Source organism: Vibrio sp. YT-16 (assembly GCF_033337405.1).
GTDB classification, from domain to species: domain Bacteria; phylum Pseudomonadota; class Gammaproteobacteria; order Enterobacterales; family Vibrionaceae; genus Vibrio; species Vibrio alginolyticus.
Genome location: NZ_JAWOQQ010000002.1, coordinates 222423 through 237362, shown reverse-complemented (window position 1 = coordinate 237362; position 14940 = coordinate 222423). Strand labels below are relative to the sequence as shown.

Sequence of the window (14940 nt, the reverse complement as noted above, 5' to 3'; positions counted from 1 at the left end):
ATGCTTTTGGCGATTTGTACAGAACAACTGATACCAAACTGATATGGTGAAAATATGCACTCAGTTTAATATTTAAACAACTATTCAATACATAAGCCAAATGGAAAAAATAATGAAACATGAATGGATGCAGGGAACTAAAGAAAACCAAGTGGTAGAACAGCACCCTAACCCTCAAATACAACGCCTCGCTGTACTTAGCGCGTACTCAATCTCAGTCAATAATGCCAAACTGTTTATTCAGAAAATGGATAAGTGCGGTTTTCCTAAAGAACGATTACTGACACCTCTTGAAAACACGGTTTCACCGGTTCCCGGTTTGAACCAATATCAAGTCGAGTCACTCATCTTCAATACTCGCTATCAACACCAACCCTTTGTCATTGTCATGTGCGAAAGTACGCAAGAAGTTCAGCAAGCCTATCTAACAGCAACTCAATTCAATCTCCCGATTCGTGTTCGCTCAGGAGGGCATGATCACGCAGGTGAATGCAGTGGTGACAACGTCATTTTGATTGACGTGAGCAGAATTAAGACCTTCCAATTGTGTGACAATATTGCCACCATTGGTGCTGGCTATCGCTTCTATCAACTGACACCAAAACTTGCAGAGCATGATCGAATGATTGCACATGGAACCTGTGCCACAGTTGGGTTGACTGGCTATATTCAAGGCGGAGGATGGGGCCCTTGGACGCGAAAATACGGCATGTGTTGTGAGCACCTAGTGAGTGCAACCGTGGTATTGGGTGATGGTACGATCACAGAAGTCTCAGCAGAGTCCAACCCTCACCTATTTTGGGCACTAAGAGGCGGCGGAGGCATGAGCTATGGCATTGTTACCGAGCTACGCGTAAAAACATTCCCTTTACCCAAAGAGATCCACCGCTTCGAGCTTCAGTGGAACCTTTATCAAAAAATCAACGGCACGCTTCAGCCAATACCAACTCACCCTACCATAGATGTGCTAAAAAATTGGGAGCAGGCTATAAAAAGTCTCGATACGACTAAACTTCTCGGCACCAACTTGCAAATTGATGCTCTGCCTGAATCATCTAACCACTGTGATCTCGAAACCATCAGCCATCACTGCACCATGTATGGCTACTGGGAAGGAACAGAACAAGATCTTCACCAATTTATAGCCGTTCAATTTGGCGCTTGCTTCCCTGATTTAGTTCAAGTCTATGAAGCACATGGCACTGACTTTGACGGGAAGAAATACGATCACTCCCTGATGAGCACATGGGGGCGCGATTCTTTGTGTCAAAGCGGTTCTCCTTTCCCTCCCGATTATGACGCCCCAGCACCTCACAAAATCACTTCGCGATTGGTGTCAGAGCGAGGTCTTAAACCAGAAGGCTATACTGCACTTTTGCAAAGCTTAACTTCACCTTTGATAAAGCCAGAAAACCGCGATCAAGGGCTATTTAGTTACGTAACCTTAGGGGCGATCACTGGCGGTTTTTATAATCACTCAGACGACCTTGAAGACATATCTTTCCCCTACCGCCAGTGTCAATATACAGTCCAATACCAAACCTGGTGGAATGAAGAGATAAAGCAAAAACTAGAACTACAAAATAACCCAGTACTTGTTGATGTAAACAGAGCCATGGACTGGATTGATAAAGCCAGAGAAGCTGATATACCGGGAACCTATGGTGCCTTCATCAGCTTTAAAGATCCGGCAATTCCGACAAGCGTTTATTTTGATCGAAGCTACCGCGACTTAATCGGTATAAAAGAAAAATACGCTAAGGATAAGTTTAATCACCTTAGAACTAATAAGACCATCATTTAACATCAATATGCATCTTAAAAAGCATATATTAACAGAACGTCATTTGGCCGTTCTATCACGTATAGAAATTAAAAAAGAGGAAAAATTATGACAACTAAGGGTTCATTTTACGTTAAAAATAACTCCAACGATAAAATCACCGGATATGTGAGATTTAAAGACTCTCCGGAAATGGAGGTTCATTTCGACTTGAATATTGGCGAACAATCTGAATCTGCTAGTTTTGAATCCGGTGCCGCTACCCATGACTCCTGGTATTACAGTTTCAAAAAGGCAGGTAAAACCTATACTGGGGACAAGTCCTGTGCATACTATGCAAAAGATGAAAATAAAGGCCCCGTCGTTGTAGAAATCTTTAATGATAATTTAAAAATATCTCCACCACTTAGCGGTTCTTGTGAGAAAACTTTATAGCTGCTCACCTGATTCATCACTTCGCCCGAGACAGTTGCACAACTTCTCGGGCAGTTTCACTTCTCAGCATTTAAATTGCAAATTACCTTCATTTTCAATCATATTCTAAATATTGTAATTTTTATTCCTTCACGTTAAATCATCAAGATATATAATAATTTCAATATAAAATCAGACAAAATGATATTAACAATATGTATCATGTGATTATAAGGTAAAGTAATATCTTTAGTTCATCTCTTTTATATCAATTTTAACTGATACTAAACTGCTACTGACTTTTTTTGATTGAATGCTTAACTTAATAGCATGCGCTTATCTCAATGGCTAAAACCATTACTAAAGCGCAATTCATCTATATCCACGTAATCTCTAAGCATTTGATTCAGAGGGTTTCTTGGATATTCATCATTCAAGATAAACAACGGAAAGCATGGCTATGTGTACAGATGTTAATATCAATTATGGTTGCAACAACCAAACCTTATCCGCTAGAACCATGGAGTTTGCAGTTAACCTTCAGACCGAGATTTGGTTTAGAGCCCAACAAACTTACCAAATTACGACCTTTACTTCCGACGGAAAAGCCGACCGTGTTTTCAATGGTCAGCCGCCAAAACGTCACAGTAAAGAATGTGAGTTTCGAGCAAATTGGCAGGGAGAGTTGAGCTTCATACACTGCAATGCCATTACCCGGTATAATAACCCTCTTTTAACAGCTGATGGCATTAATGAATCTGGCCTTTCTGTTGGGTCACTGTACTTGCCCATTCTCAATCAAAATGTATCGACCTCTCACATCCCTGATGATGCCTTTGCATTAGGCAGCGGCCTGTTTGGTACTTTTATCTTGTCTACGTTTAATACTGTGGACGAGATGGTGACCTACTTCACCACCCACCCCGTTTACGTGTTTAACTCGACTATTTCAACTGGTGAAACAGAGAGTGACAACATGGCTTTGGACCAGCATTTCGTGATTCACGATGCAAATAATGACAGTGCCGTCATTGAGTTTCTTAACGGTAATATGCATATCTATCGAGCATTCAAAGAAAGCGATATGTTCAGCAAAGAGGAAAATCAGCAAGCACGCTATCAATGTACCGAATACGACTTTGATGATTATAAAGTGGTTGTGGACCACTCCTACGTTGGAGTAATGACTAACTGCCCAAATTACCATTGGCATGTCAATCACCTCTCTTATTTTTCCAATTTGCGCAACTACAACCCAGAACCGAACAATGAAGCAACCATGCAACGTCATGTCCAAGTGCCTGGCCCACTTCAATCAATCAATGGCGCTGGCTTGATGGGTCTACCCGCCGACCCAACACCGCCGTCTCGATTTGTACAAACCTATGCAATTAAGCAGTTAAGCGAACAACCAACTAACTTCGACGAAGCCTTCTCACTCGGACAAAAGCTACTTAATCGCGTTGATATACCTTTGGGCATCATGGCGAATGAGTTTGAGACATCCGATAACCCTGAAGTCTTTTTTAGTGATATTACCCAATGGAGCGTTATTAGACATAACAGTCATCAATCACCCGCGTTCTATCTGCGTACTTACGGAGACATGACTTGGCGAGTCGCTAATGTCAAAGACTATATTGGGTTAAATAGAGACTGTCAGATTTCAAGCGTTTTACAGCTCATGCCAGTTACAACATCATTACCGTTTGAACAAGTCGAATCTCGACCAACTATTAAAATCGCTTAGAGTTAATTTTGAAGCGCAAACAAATGAGAAGCAAAAAGCCAGAGTAAGAAATCAATCTCACTCTGGCTCATAGCTGCATATAGTATAGTTTTATCTGCTATAGATATAACGTATGGTTGCTTTTACACTTTTTACATTCAGTCGATTTACTCTTTACCGAACACGTTGTTCTCTTGTTCTTGAACACGGATGAATGTAGTACGCTTGGTTAGCTCTTTAAGCTTTGCTGCACCTACGTATGTACATGTTGAGCGAACGCCGCCAAGGATGTCTTGAATAGTGCCGTGAACACTACCACGGTATGGCAATAATACGGTTTTACCTTCGGCCGCACGGTAGCCAGCGACACCACCTGAGTGCTTGTCCATCGCGCTCTTCGACGACATGCCATAGAATTTCATGAACTTCTCGCCGTCTTTCTCGATCACTTCGCCGCCTGACTCTTCGTGACCCGCTAGCATCCCACCTAGCATTACGAAATCCGCGCCACCACCGAATGCTTTCGCTACGTCACCCGCACAAGAACAGCCACCGTCACCGACGATCATGCCACCAAGGCCGTGCGCTGCATCACCACACTCGATGATTGCAGAAAGCTGCGGGTAACCAACACCCGTTTTTACACGAGTTGTACATACAGAGCCTGGGCCGATACCCACTTTAACGATGTCTGCACCAGCTAGGATTAGCTCTTCACACATATCACCAGTAACCACGTTGCCTGCAGAAATGACCTTGTCTGGGAACTCTGCTCGCACGCGTTCAACATACTCGACCAAATGCTCTGAGTAACCATTTGCAATGTCGATACAAATGAAAATAAATTCATCTGAAAGTGCCATGATGTCTTTGGTTTTTTGGAAGTCTGCGTCAGATGTCCCAGTAGACACCATAACGTTATTCATGGTTACTTTATCTGCTGATTTAGCAAACTCAGCCCAATCTTCTACCGTGTAATGCTTGTGAACAGCGGTCATTACACCATGCTCAGCTAGGGCTTTAGCCATTGCAAAGCTACCAACCGAATCCATGTTTGCTGCGATTACTGGCACACCAGACCATTGACGACCACTATGCTTGAATGTAAAATCGCGGGTTAAATTTACTTGAGAACGGCTCTTAAGGGTAGAACGTTTCGGGCGAAACAGTACATCTTTAAAACCTAACTTAAGTTCTTGTTCGATACGCATTGTGTAATTCCTTGATTCATATGTATATGTGTCATTTCAGAGTGCGTAGTGATTTCGTTGGCAGACGAGTTCACTGTTCTTCGGACACAAAAAAACCGGAGCGTTGGCAGACGCTCCGGTTTTCAGCATTATAGGCTGTGATTTATTTCCTACAAGTCTGATATTTGAATTTTTTTTGTGATACCATCTTGAAAATCGCATATCAAAAACGCTCCCCAAGTCACCAAAACCTCTTATTATTTATAACTATCAACAACTTGAGAAAGCACTTAAGTTAACCCATTGCGCAAACCTTTGCGTCATATCTTAAAAATTAAAACGCATCACCTCTCAAATCTGCCTAAAACTCAATCACCTAATACTAAGATGCCCTGCTAATTCGTAAAAAAGTACTCAAAAAAATCGACCAATTTTCTCAAAAATGCATGAAATCTAATTAAACTCGATAGAGCTCTTGGGTGATAGCGGTACGAAGAGTGCTAACGACATCACTTGCCAAAAGACCAATTTGACCATTCTGACTCACGTTTATATCAGCAGCATGACTGTGAAGTACCACACCTAAACGTGCGGCAACAGAAATTGGTAAACCTTTGGCTAGTAATGCACTAATGACTCCAGATAACACATCTCCCATTCCCCCCGTCGCCATTCCGGCGTTACCCGCTAGACAGACGTACATTCTCGTTCCATCGTAAATAAGCGTCCCCGCGCCTTTTAAAACCACTACACCGCCATAACGCTCTTGCAGTTGTCTTGCCGCAGAGTATCGGTCACTTTCTATTTGTTGAATGGTTACATTTAGTAGTCGAGCTGCCTCTCCAGGATGCGGCGTGATCACTCGATGGTTGTCGCACACCAGAGTGCCATCGCACCGCTGGCTCAGCATCGCTAGAATATTGAGGCCATCAGCATCAACAACTTTAGGTTTCTGCTCTTGAGCCAGATATTGATAGGCTTGATAAGCCCACTCATCATCTCCAAAGCCAGGACCAAACACGAATACGTCAGCCCAGCGAATGCGTTTAGTTAAGTCGTTCTCAGTATCCCTGAGTAAGTCAGCGGTGATGCTCTGGCTCATTACTTCTGGGCAACCAACCTGCAGTGGAATAAGGCTACTCGTGTGAGTAATTGCGGCAGTTAAACCCGCTCCGGCTCTAATCGCAGCGGAGGAACATAAACGAATCGCTCCAGACATCCCTTGATTGCCACCAACACAAAGCAACTTCCCGTTGTCACCTTTATGGACCGTTGGATTTGGCTTGGGCATTAATCTTGAAACAACCTGATGATCAATACCTAATGCACTTTCTACTTCGATAGTATCAAACTTAGTATTGACGCCTAAACCACAAAAGTAGAGCTCGCCAACTCGATCTCTCGCTTGTCCAGTGCATAAGCCTTGTTTAACCCCAATAAAGGTTACAGTATGCTCGGCACGAATAGCATCACCTAAAACTGCACCTGTATTAGCACACAGACCAGAAGGAACGTCGACTGCAATCACAGGGGTATGAATTTGATTAATTTGGTCAATATAGCGACGATACTCCGAACGAACCTCACCGCTTAAACCAGTGCCTAACATGGCATCGATGATCACATCTGCTTCTAGCAATGCGGTATTCCATTCATCCCAATCATTGTTAACACCGTCGATTGACTGCCAGTCTTGGTATGCGCGCAAAGCATCACCTTTTAGCACAGATACATCACCAATTTGGAAAACATGTACATTGAGTTGAGCTTGTTTCGCAAGAGATGCAAATACGTAACCATCGCCACCGTTATTCCCTTTACCGCAAATCACTAAGATATTTTTTGATTTAGGATACAGATGTAAAAAGCGCTCATACACGGCCATACCAGCGCGTTGCATTAAGCTATACATAGAAACACCAGTCATTTGCGCAGCCAGCGTTTCACCGTTTTTTACTTGCTCTGCGGTGTAGAGTTTTAGGGCGAGATTAAAGTCCATATTCACGTTCTACGCATTGGGAAACACAATTATAAGTATACAAAAAAGCCAAGGCGGACCTTGGCTTTTGAGAAAGTTTTTTATCGCTATTGATTCTGAGACATCAGAGCTTCAGCCGTCGCGTCTTGTATAGACAAAAACAACGAGTTGATTTTTCCAGTCGGTGTGCGCATTGGGTTCAACGTAACATTCTGGTACATAAACTCCGCTTGCTGCGTAACTGGTCGAACATTGCGACAGCAGAATAAGTAAGGTCGTTGTCGCCATGTGATGAAGCTGCGACAGCCTAGGTCATACACTGGTTTTGTTTTTAATTTAAACCACTCCTGTGGGATTTCAGGGAAGATATCAAATATAGAACGACCTATCGCATCATGAGACTGCAAACCACTGTGATGAGTCATAAACCCATTCCAGACCTGTACATTGTAATCTCGATCAATGACCACTAAGCCCATGTCAACGTTTTGTACCATATCCACCATCCAATGGAATTGTTCAAACTCTGCTGGCATATTCAACATTAGAACTCCTCCATTAGATAAGACAGTTTGTTATCAAGCAGCGGCAAGGATTCGTCCACAAACATAAACAACAAGTCACAACGAATCGACGTTCCTTCAATGTTGTAGCTCACTTCGAATGTCATCGTGCGGCTGAATGCTCCAGTTGTAGATTCAATAATCGAGTCAATTGAGATGTGCTGACCAAGGAGTACCGGTGGACTTTGGAAGAATCGGACTTCAGACTGCTCGCCTAAACCATTTAAGAACGACCCCACCAAAATATTAGAAATATCCATTAGCAGCTCAAGCTCTTCTAGCTCTTCGCTGTCTGCTGGTACTTTCATCAACTTTTTGAGATCAGATACGCTTGAATCACTCAAAATCACTAGCGCTTCGCCAGCAATACCTTCGCCACAAAATCCCTGACAAACGCCCGATACGTTGTCATGCGACGCCAAGTCGCGTAGCGCCATGTGAAGTTCGCTCACTTCAAAGATATTGACGTTCGGCAGAGGTAGTTGCACAAACACGTCAAAGTGACGCGCCAACGCATCGGCTGCTCGACCAATTGAAACGTTAGCCACTTCCATGTAAATATCGCGACGACGTAAAATCGGTAACTCAATAGAGACAGGCGTGATAATTTGAGGACGAGGTTCTGGCTCGACCAACTCTTTAAGCGCCTTCTTGAGTTCATCTTTGGCGATCGGTTTTTGAATAAACGCTTTTGCACCCAGTGCGAACACGCGCTCTTTCGCTTTAGGTTGGATATCCCCCGACACAACAACCACCGGAGTTTTATCCCCCAACCGTTGCATGTGCTCTAGTGTTTCAAAGCCATCCATTTCTGGCATGGTCAAATCAAGAAACATCAATTTAAACTCGTTTTTTTCGAGTTCTTCTAGCGCGTTTTTTCCGTGGATAGCAAACGTAATATCGGCATTCAATGTGGCTGGTAGTGATCTCGCCATCTGTTTGCGTGCTAACGCTGAATCATCACAGATGAGTACGGGAAAAGACATTCAATCACCTTTTTATATTCCACAATCTGCGCCGGAGTCTAACAGATTGTTACAGCATGTAATACGAGAAAACTGACGAGTTTTTTATTTCTTTATTATTCAATAAGCATACGCAATATGAATGAATGAGTGAACAAAATGACTAAAAAGCAAGCATCACATTCGCTGTTTAGTGACATAAAACAAACATGGGTAAAACTCCTCCACCAAAAGTAAGCAAAAAGTTGCAGCTAACATCCAAAGCCCATTTTTGCTCGAATTTCATTCTTTCCATTTCCATAATGGGTAAACAGTAACGCGCTAAAACTAAAAAGGCACCCTGCTAGAGGATGCCTTTAATAATAATTTCATCGATAAGATATCAATTCTATGGCACACCATGGCCTTTAGAAGCCACCCATACGCGATACCATTGCTCTCGAGTAAGTTCGATGTTCAATGCATTAACTGCAGTTTGCACACGCTCGATTTTACCAGAGCCAATGATTGGAATAGGGTTAGATGGCAAACGACGTACCCAGGCATAAATTACTTGATCAATACTCGCTGCGCCCACTTCTTCACGAATTGCTTCTAATTCGTTACGGACACGAACAGCTTGCTCACTGTCACCACTAAAAATTGAACCACCACCGAGGCAAGACCAAGCCATTGGTCGCGTGCGCAACATTTGCATTTGATCAAGCGTTCCATCGTGAGCAACCTCAAAGTTAAGTGGGTTGATTTCCACTTGGTTAGTAACCAACGGCTTACCTAAGCGAGATTGCAGCAGTTCAAACTGGCGTGGAGTGAAGTTAGACACGCCAAAGTGCTTCACTTTGCCGACTTTGTGAAGCTCAGAAAATGCTTCTGCAACCTCGTCTGCATCCATTAACACGTCAGGACGATGAATTAAAAGTACGTCGATTTCATCCACATTCAAACGTTCTAGCGAGTTATTCACCGATTGGTAGATATGTGCTGAGCTCGTGTCGTAGTGATTGATCTTACGCTCTGGCGTTTTATCGCCACACAAATTGATGTCGCATTTCGTCACGATCTGAATTTGCTCACGAACACTCTTGTCTAAAGCTAACGCTTCACCAAACAACGCCTCACACTCGTAATTACCGTAGATGTCGGCGTGATCGACTGTCGTAATGCCTAACTCAATGTGTTGCTTAAGAAATGACAAACGCTCTTGAGCCGTCATTCCCCACTCAACTGCACGCCAATATCCTTGAACCAGCTCTGAGAACTCTGGGCCTTTTGGTGCAGTTACTACTTTTGCAACCATGGGTTTTCTCCTTCAATTGATCTGCATTCATCGTAGTCTTGTTTTCGTACCGGCTCAACGGGTAAACTTTCGCAATTCGAACTGGAGTACGAAATATGTCTTTTGCCCAACGCCTAGCCACCCTGATCGGAGAAGAAAGCATCAGCGGGTTCGCTCGACGCGTCGATGTGTCTGAAGCTTTAATACGCAAATACCTTAAAGGCAGTGAACCTAGCCTAACCAAAGCAAATCAAATTGCAATGCGCGCCAATTGCTCTCTCGAATGGTTAGCAACGGGATGTGGTTATTTATATCGCCGTGCTGAAGTCGTGGATATGGATGCGTACAAACTTGCCTTTCAACACGTTATGAATCAGCCGTTGTCAGACGATGCAGAAGAGATACACCGCAAGCTAATTGCAGGCTATCAATACCTGCGCGCTCACAAAAAATCGGATGGTTTTTTGGATGAGTCTGCAATGGCGACCTTCCTATCTCTCCATAAAGAATCTAAAAACGAGTCACTTTGACCTCGATAATTTCGCCATCACTGCGCAATTGCACATTTAAGGACGGTGATGGCGTCAGAAACTCGTCCGGTTTTACCCAAAGCAAACTTCGAATCGTTTCTTGTGGATAGCGGTTCATCAACAAAACAACTTCTTTATCGACAAGTTCGGAAGATTTCTTTTCCAGAGCTTCAACGACATCATAGTGTTCTTGTCCGATAGTAACTCTGCGTAAAACTAACCCATCCTTTCTTAAGTTGAGAAGTAAGTCATTCAGACGCTGCCACTCGTATTCAGTGAGAAACGAGAACTGAGCACTTTCTCTTCTCAAAATCACTTCACCATACAAGTGCTGCTGGTAGTACGAAAAATCATCCAAACAAAATGCGCTGATAAACGTTGAGTTGTCTCGCAACTGCACTTCGCAACCATACCAGCTTCCACTTTTTTCTATACGTTCTTTTAAATTGGAATATGGCATTGCTGACAACGTGTCTTGCCACCAGCTCGGCGTTGAAAGTGCCGGAAACGTTACCGAACAACAACATAAAGAAAGTAAGAGTCGAAGATAAAAGCGCATGCACTGCTCTAGTTGGTTGACATCGAACCAAGACATTACTAACTGCAAGAAAATGTTCAAGAGAAAAATAGTGGCAGGTGGCGATGAAAGTTATGGTGATGAAAGTTATAACGCAGAAATTAAGAAGGCGCACATGTTCGTGCGCCTCTACCTCGTTACTCAATCGTGAGTGTGCGAATCGGCGATGTCTATTGATGCATCCCGAACATAAAACGAGGACTTACCGTAGGGTTTGAATCCATCCAAATTGTGTGTAAAACCTCACATCCCTCCTTCTGAAGCAGTCATGTTGCTTTACAATTAAAGCATGGTTCATTTTTCTCAAAAAACAAGTTTTTTATCCTAAATTATGAGAGCAATAGCACAATCTGAGTGAATGAATAATATCGCGACACTTCGAACACTCAATAGTGAAAAGCTAAATTGCATCTTTATTGATTAGGTCTAGACTCTGCGAAGCGTATACTTTCTTTCGTCCCTTCCCCCAGCAACAGGAGAGCTTTTTAATGACCAAACGCGAGAGAATTGTGAAATCTGTGTTGGCGCACGTACCGAAAGATGCGATTAACCAGTTTGTCTCTCGAGGGTCAACACCATTTTCTGTTCTCATTATGGCCGCCATTGTGGGTACGTTGGCTGGTTTTGTCGGTACGTATTTCGAGCTTGCCGTTCATTTCGTTTCTGAAACACGAACAGAATGGTTAAGAAGCGAAATTGGTAATGTTCTACCGTTGTGGCTGGCAGCGGTTCTCATTAGCGCACTTTTAGCTTTTATTGGCTATTTTCTTGTGCACCGCTTTGCGCCAGAAGCGGCAGGTTCTGGTATTCCTGAAATCGAAGGGGCAATGGATAATATTCGTCCAGTGCGCTGGTGGCGAGTTCTACCAGTAAAATTCTTCGGCGGCATGGGCGCACTTGGCTCAGGTATGGTGCTTGGTCGTGAAGGCCCAACCGTTCAAATGGGTGGTGCTGTAGGTCGAATGGTGACCGATATATTCCGGGTAAAGGATGACGATACCCGCCACTCCCTGCTCGCGTCTGGTGCTGCTGGTGGTTTGGCTGCGGCCTTTAATGCCCCGCTCGCAGGCATTATGTTCGTTGTGGAGGAAATGCGACCTCAGTTTCGCTACTCTTTGATCTCAATTCGCGCAGTGATCATTTCTGCCATTATGGCGAACATAGTGTTTCGCGCCATCAACGGGCAAGACGCCGTTATCACTATGCCGCAATACCAGTCGCCAGAGCTTCAAACCCTATGGCTGTTTTTATTGCTTGGCGCATTGTTTGGCGTGTTTGGCGTGATCTTCAATAAACTGATTACCGTGGCACAAGACAGTTTTGTCGCAATTCACAAAAACGATCGTAAGCGCTACTTGATTGTAGGTTCGTTACTGGGAGGCGTGTTTGGCTTGCTTCTTTTGTACGTACCCCAACTAACTGGTGGTGGTATCGGCCTTATTCCTGACATTACTAACGGTAACTACTCGGTATCCATTTTAGTTTTGCTTTTCTTTGGTCGTGTAATTACAACCCTGCTCTGTTTTGGTTCTGGTGCGCCGGGAGGCATCTTTGCACCTATGCTTGCTCTGGGAACCTTATTTGGTTATGCGTTCGGAGCAAGTGCTGATGTCTTGCTCCCTGCGCTTGATATCGAGCCTGGTGTATTTGCGATTGCGGGCATGGGTGCCCTGTTTGCTGCAACGGTACGTGCACCGATTACTGGTATTCTGTTAGTGATTGAAATGACGAATAACTACTACTTAATCCTGCCATTGATCATTACTTGTTTGGGCGCTGTGATTATTGCTCAATTGTTGGGTGGACAACCTATTTACAGCCAGCTGCTGCATCGCACAATCAAAAACGAAAAGTTACGCCAGCAGGATCTACCGGAGAATCAATCAACATAACATTCTCTTTGTTATCACTTCGCTCCAGACTATCGAAGGGTTTGGAGCGATAAACTCTGCATTTTTACATCTTTTCCCAAATATTCGATACCAAACTCACAAAATTATCATTCTCTGATATTTGCTCACCACCTTTCATGAGAAACCCCTCTCCATACTTGTTAGTATTCGCTACTTAAATAGAGCATTTCATCCAAATCGTCATGTTTTGTTTCATTCAGGCAAAAATCAAATGGAGTAGATTTGAACTGGAGAAGACTTGTGCAGTTTTATAGTGTCCCGCCGTCTCAAGCCGCGTTGGCACTAGGTATGATAGGTTTAGGGCAAGCTTGGGCACTCTATGTTCCTGAGATTGGTGAACCGATACGCCCATTTTTGGCGTCACTCGGCGCACTTTTACTCGCCCCTGTACTCATAAAATATGCCGCTAATCCACGATTATTCATGGTCGACATTCGTCACCCGCTGAGTGGTAGTTTAATGGCACCAATGAGTATGGCGTTACTGATCCTTGCAGATTATCTTGCCGCTGTAGCGCCTATCATCGCTTATCCACTTTGGTTTATGGCGCTTTTGCTGCATTTTACTATGATGGTGCTGTTTTTTAGCTTTCAGCTAATGAACTTCAAAATGTCCAATATCGTACCGAGTTGGTTTCTTTATCCGGTGGGGCTGATCAGTAGTTCACTAGCCGGTTCTCAACTAGGTCACAACTTATTCTCCGAAACGTTAGCGATGATGTGCATCGGCATTTATTTCTTCATGCTGCCACTCGTGTTGTATCGTTTGGTGTTTTTCGGCTCTCTACCAAGGCGAGCAAGACCGACCCTCGCGATTATGGCCGCGCCGGTAAACTTGTCATTAGCAGCATACTTGGTGAACTTTCCCTTACCTGATCCGATACTGACAGGCGCATTGGCCGGGATCGCCATCACTATGACGTTATTGATCTACTTATGTTACTTCCGCTTACTTCGCTTGAAGTTTCAACCTTCTATCGCGGCAGTAACCTTTCCTTCCGTGATCAGCGCCATCGCAATGCATCGCTTAACCTCTTTTTTTGCCGAATCGCACCCTCACTGGCACTGGCTACACGACTTTGGTTTTCTAGAGCTCAGTATCGCGACTGTATTGGTTGTTTGGGTATCGGCAGGTTACGTCAAAATGTATTGGCCAGAAATCATGAAGTCATTTTCTAAACAAGTATAAAAAAAGGATGGCGTTTGCCATCCTCTTAGAAACTTGCTTAGTTACCTAGCGTAAACCGTGCAGAAACTCGGCACGCGTTGCTGGGTTGCTCTTGAAGATGCCACCCAATGCAGTTGTTGTCGTTTCGCTAGTTGCATCCATCACACCGCGAGATTTCACGCAGTAGTGTGTTGCGTCAATCGTCACTGCCACATCATCGGACTCAAGCAGCGTTTGAAGTGCAACAAGAATCTGCTGAGTCATACGCTCTTGTACTTGTGGACGCTGAGCAAAGAAGCGAACGATACGGTTGATCTTTGACAGGCCAATGATCTTTCCACGTGGAATGTAAGCCACAGCGGCCTTGCCATCAATGGTCACAAGGTGGTGTTCACAAGTACTGGTTACGGTGATGTCCTTCACGCGAACCATCTCGCTCACGTTCATCTTGTTCTCAATCACTGTGATTTTAGGAAAGTTGGAGTAATCCAGACCAGAGAAGATTTCGTCAACGTACATCTTAGCAATGCGGTGAGGGGTTTCTTCTAGGCTATCGTCGGTAAGGTCAAGTTGAAGTAGACCTAAGATCTCACGCATGTGGTGTTCGATCTTCTCTTTCTTCTCTTCACGACTTACGTTGTTTGGACGCATTGGCGTTTCCAAACCGCGTTGCTCTAGCGCTTCTTTTACTAACTTCGCTGACTCGCTAAGACCTGACATTCCACTTCCTCTTTTGTTTTACTTCAGCCTTCGTACAAACCCAATCAAAATTGCATTCATACTTTTCGCTTTGAGTTGCTCAGTTCGTGTCTTTACACCAAGTCACATCAGATGAAGGTACTGAGCTGATTTTCT

Annotated in this window: 13 protein-coding genes; 6 read left to right on the top strand and 7 right to left on the bottom strand. The window is 43.8% G+C overall.

What is annotated here, in order from left to right; translation table 11 throughout:
* Positions 1-112 precede the first annotated feature (112 nt).
* The 3 genes from R7F07_RS04500 (at position 113) to R7F07_RS04490 (ending at position 3947) form a co-directional block, all read left to right on the top strand.
* Positions 113-1804 carry an FAD-binding oxidoreductase gene (locus R7F07_RS04500; protein ID WP_171342601.1) on the top strand — a complete coding sequence of 564 codons (1692 nt, stop codon included), beginning with the start codon at positions 113-115 and terminating at the stop codon, positions 1802-1804.
* A gap of 87 nt (positions 1805-1891) precedes the next feature.
* Positions 1892-2218: a hypothetical protein gene (locus R7F07_RS04495; RefSeq protein ID WP_005373454.1), complete on the top strand. Its 327-nt coding sequence runs from the start codon at positions 1892-1894 to the stop codon at positions 2216-2218.
* A 439-nt stretch (positions 2219-2657) separates the two neighbouring features.
* Positions 2658-3947 carry a linear amide C-N hydrolase gene (locus tag R7F07_RS04490; protein ID WP_017635214.1) on the top strand — a complete coding sequence of 430 codons (1290 nt, stop codon included), beginning with the start codon at positions 2658-2660 and terminating at the stop codon, positions 3945-3947.
* Between the two features lie 146 nt (positions 3948-4093).
* Here R7F07_RS04490 and R7F07_RS04485 read toward each other — a convergent pair whose 3' ends face one another.
* From R7F07_RS04485 to R7F07_RS04465, 5 genes are all read right to left on the bottom strand, one after another.
* Complete coding sequence (locus R7F07_RS04485; protein ID WP_005373458.1) at positions 4094-5137, bottom strand: GMP reductase; 1044 nt, start codon at positions 5135-5137, stop codon at positions 4094-4096.
* Between the two features lie 436 nt (positions 5138-5573).
* Positions 5574-7115, bottom strand: a complete 1542-nt coding sequence (locus R7F07_RS04480) for an NAD(P)H-hydrate dehydratase (RefSeq protein WP_171342602.1) — start codon at positions 7113-7115, stop codon at positions 5574-5576.
* 86 nt (positions 7116-7201) lie between these two features.
* Positions 7202-7639 (bottom strand): PAS domain-containing protein, encoded by a 438-nt coding sequence (locus R7F07_RS04475; RefSeq protein ID WP_005373463.1) that lies wholly within the window; start codon positions 7637-7639, stop codon positions 7202-7204.
* Positions 7639-8643 (bottom strand): response regulator, encoded by a 1005-nt coding sequence (locus R7F07_RS04470; RefSeq protein WP_005373466.1) that lies wholly within the window; start codon positions 8641-8643, stop codon positions 7639-7641. The genes R7F07_RS04475 and R7F07_RS04470 overlap by 1 nt, the downstream gene beginning before the upstream one ends.
* A 367-nt stretch (positions 8644-9010) precedes the next feature.
* Positions 9011-9919, bottom strand: a complete 909-nt coding sequence (locus R7F07_RS04465; protein WP_005387688.1) for an aldo/keto reductase — start codon at positions 9917-9919, stop codon at positions 9011-9013.
* A gap of 95 nt (positions 9920-10014) precedes the next feature.
* Between R7F07_RS04465 and R7F07_RS04460 the strand changes: the two genes are divergently transcribed.
* Positions 10015-10428: a helix-turn-helix domain-containing protein gene (locus R7F07_RS04460; RefSeq protein WP_005373470.1), complete on the top strand. Its 414-nt coding sequence runs from the start codon at positions 10015-10017 to the stop codon at positions 10426-10428.
* On the opposite strand, the gene R7F07_RS04455 is transcribed toward R7F07_RS04460, so the two are convergent.
* Positions 10409-11023, bottom strand: a complete 615-nt coding sequence (locus tag R7F07_RS04455; RefSeq protein WP_080773711.1) for a hypothetical protein — start codon at positions 11021-11023, stop codon at positions 10409-10411. The genes R7F07_RS04460 and R7F07_RS04455 overlap by 20 nt on opposite strands.
* A 470-nt stretch (positions 11024-11493) precedes the next feature.
* On the opposite strand from R7F07_RS04455, the gene clcA reads away from it, so the two are divergent.
* Both clcA and R7F07_RS04445 read left to right on the top strand, forming a co-directional pair.
* Entirely contained in the window at positions 11494-12897 is a 1404-nt protein-coding gene (clcA, locus tag R7F07_RS04450) for a H(+)/Cl(-) exchange transporter ClcA (RefSeq protein WP_005373473.1), read from the top strand.
* 261 nt (positions 12898-13158) lie between these two features.
* A complete protein-coding gene (locus R7F07_RS04445; RefSeq protein WP_017819907.1) occupies positions 13159-14106 on the top strand; it encodes a TDT family transporter in 948 nt (315 codons plus the stop codon).
* 45 nt (positions 14107-14151) lie between these two features.
* On the opposite strand, the gene folE is transcribed toward R7F07_RS04445, so the two are convergent.
* Positions 14152-14805 (bottom strand): GTP cyclohydrolase I FolE, encoded by a 654-nt coding sequence (gene folE, locus R7F07_RS04440; protein ID WP_005373478.1) that lies wholly within the window; start codon positions 14803-14805, stop codon positions 14152-14154.
* Positions 14806-14940 lie beyond the last annotated feature (135 nt).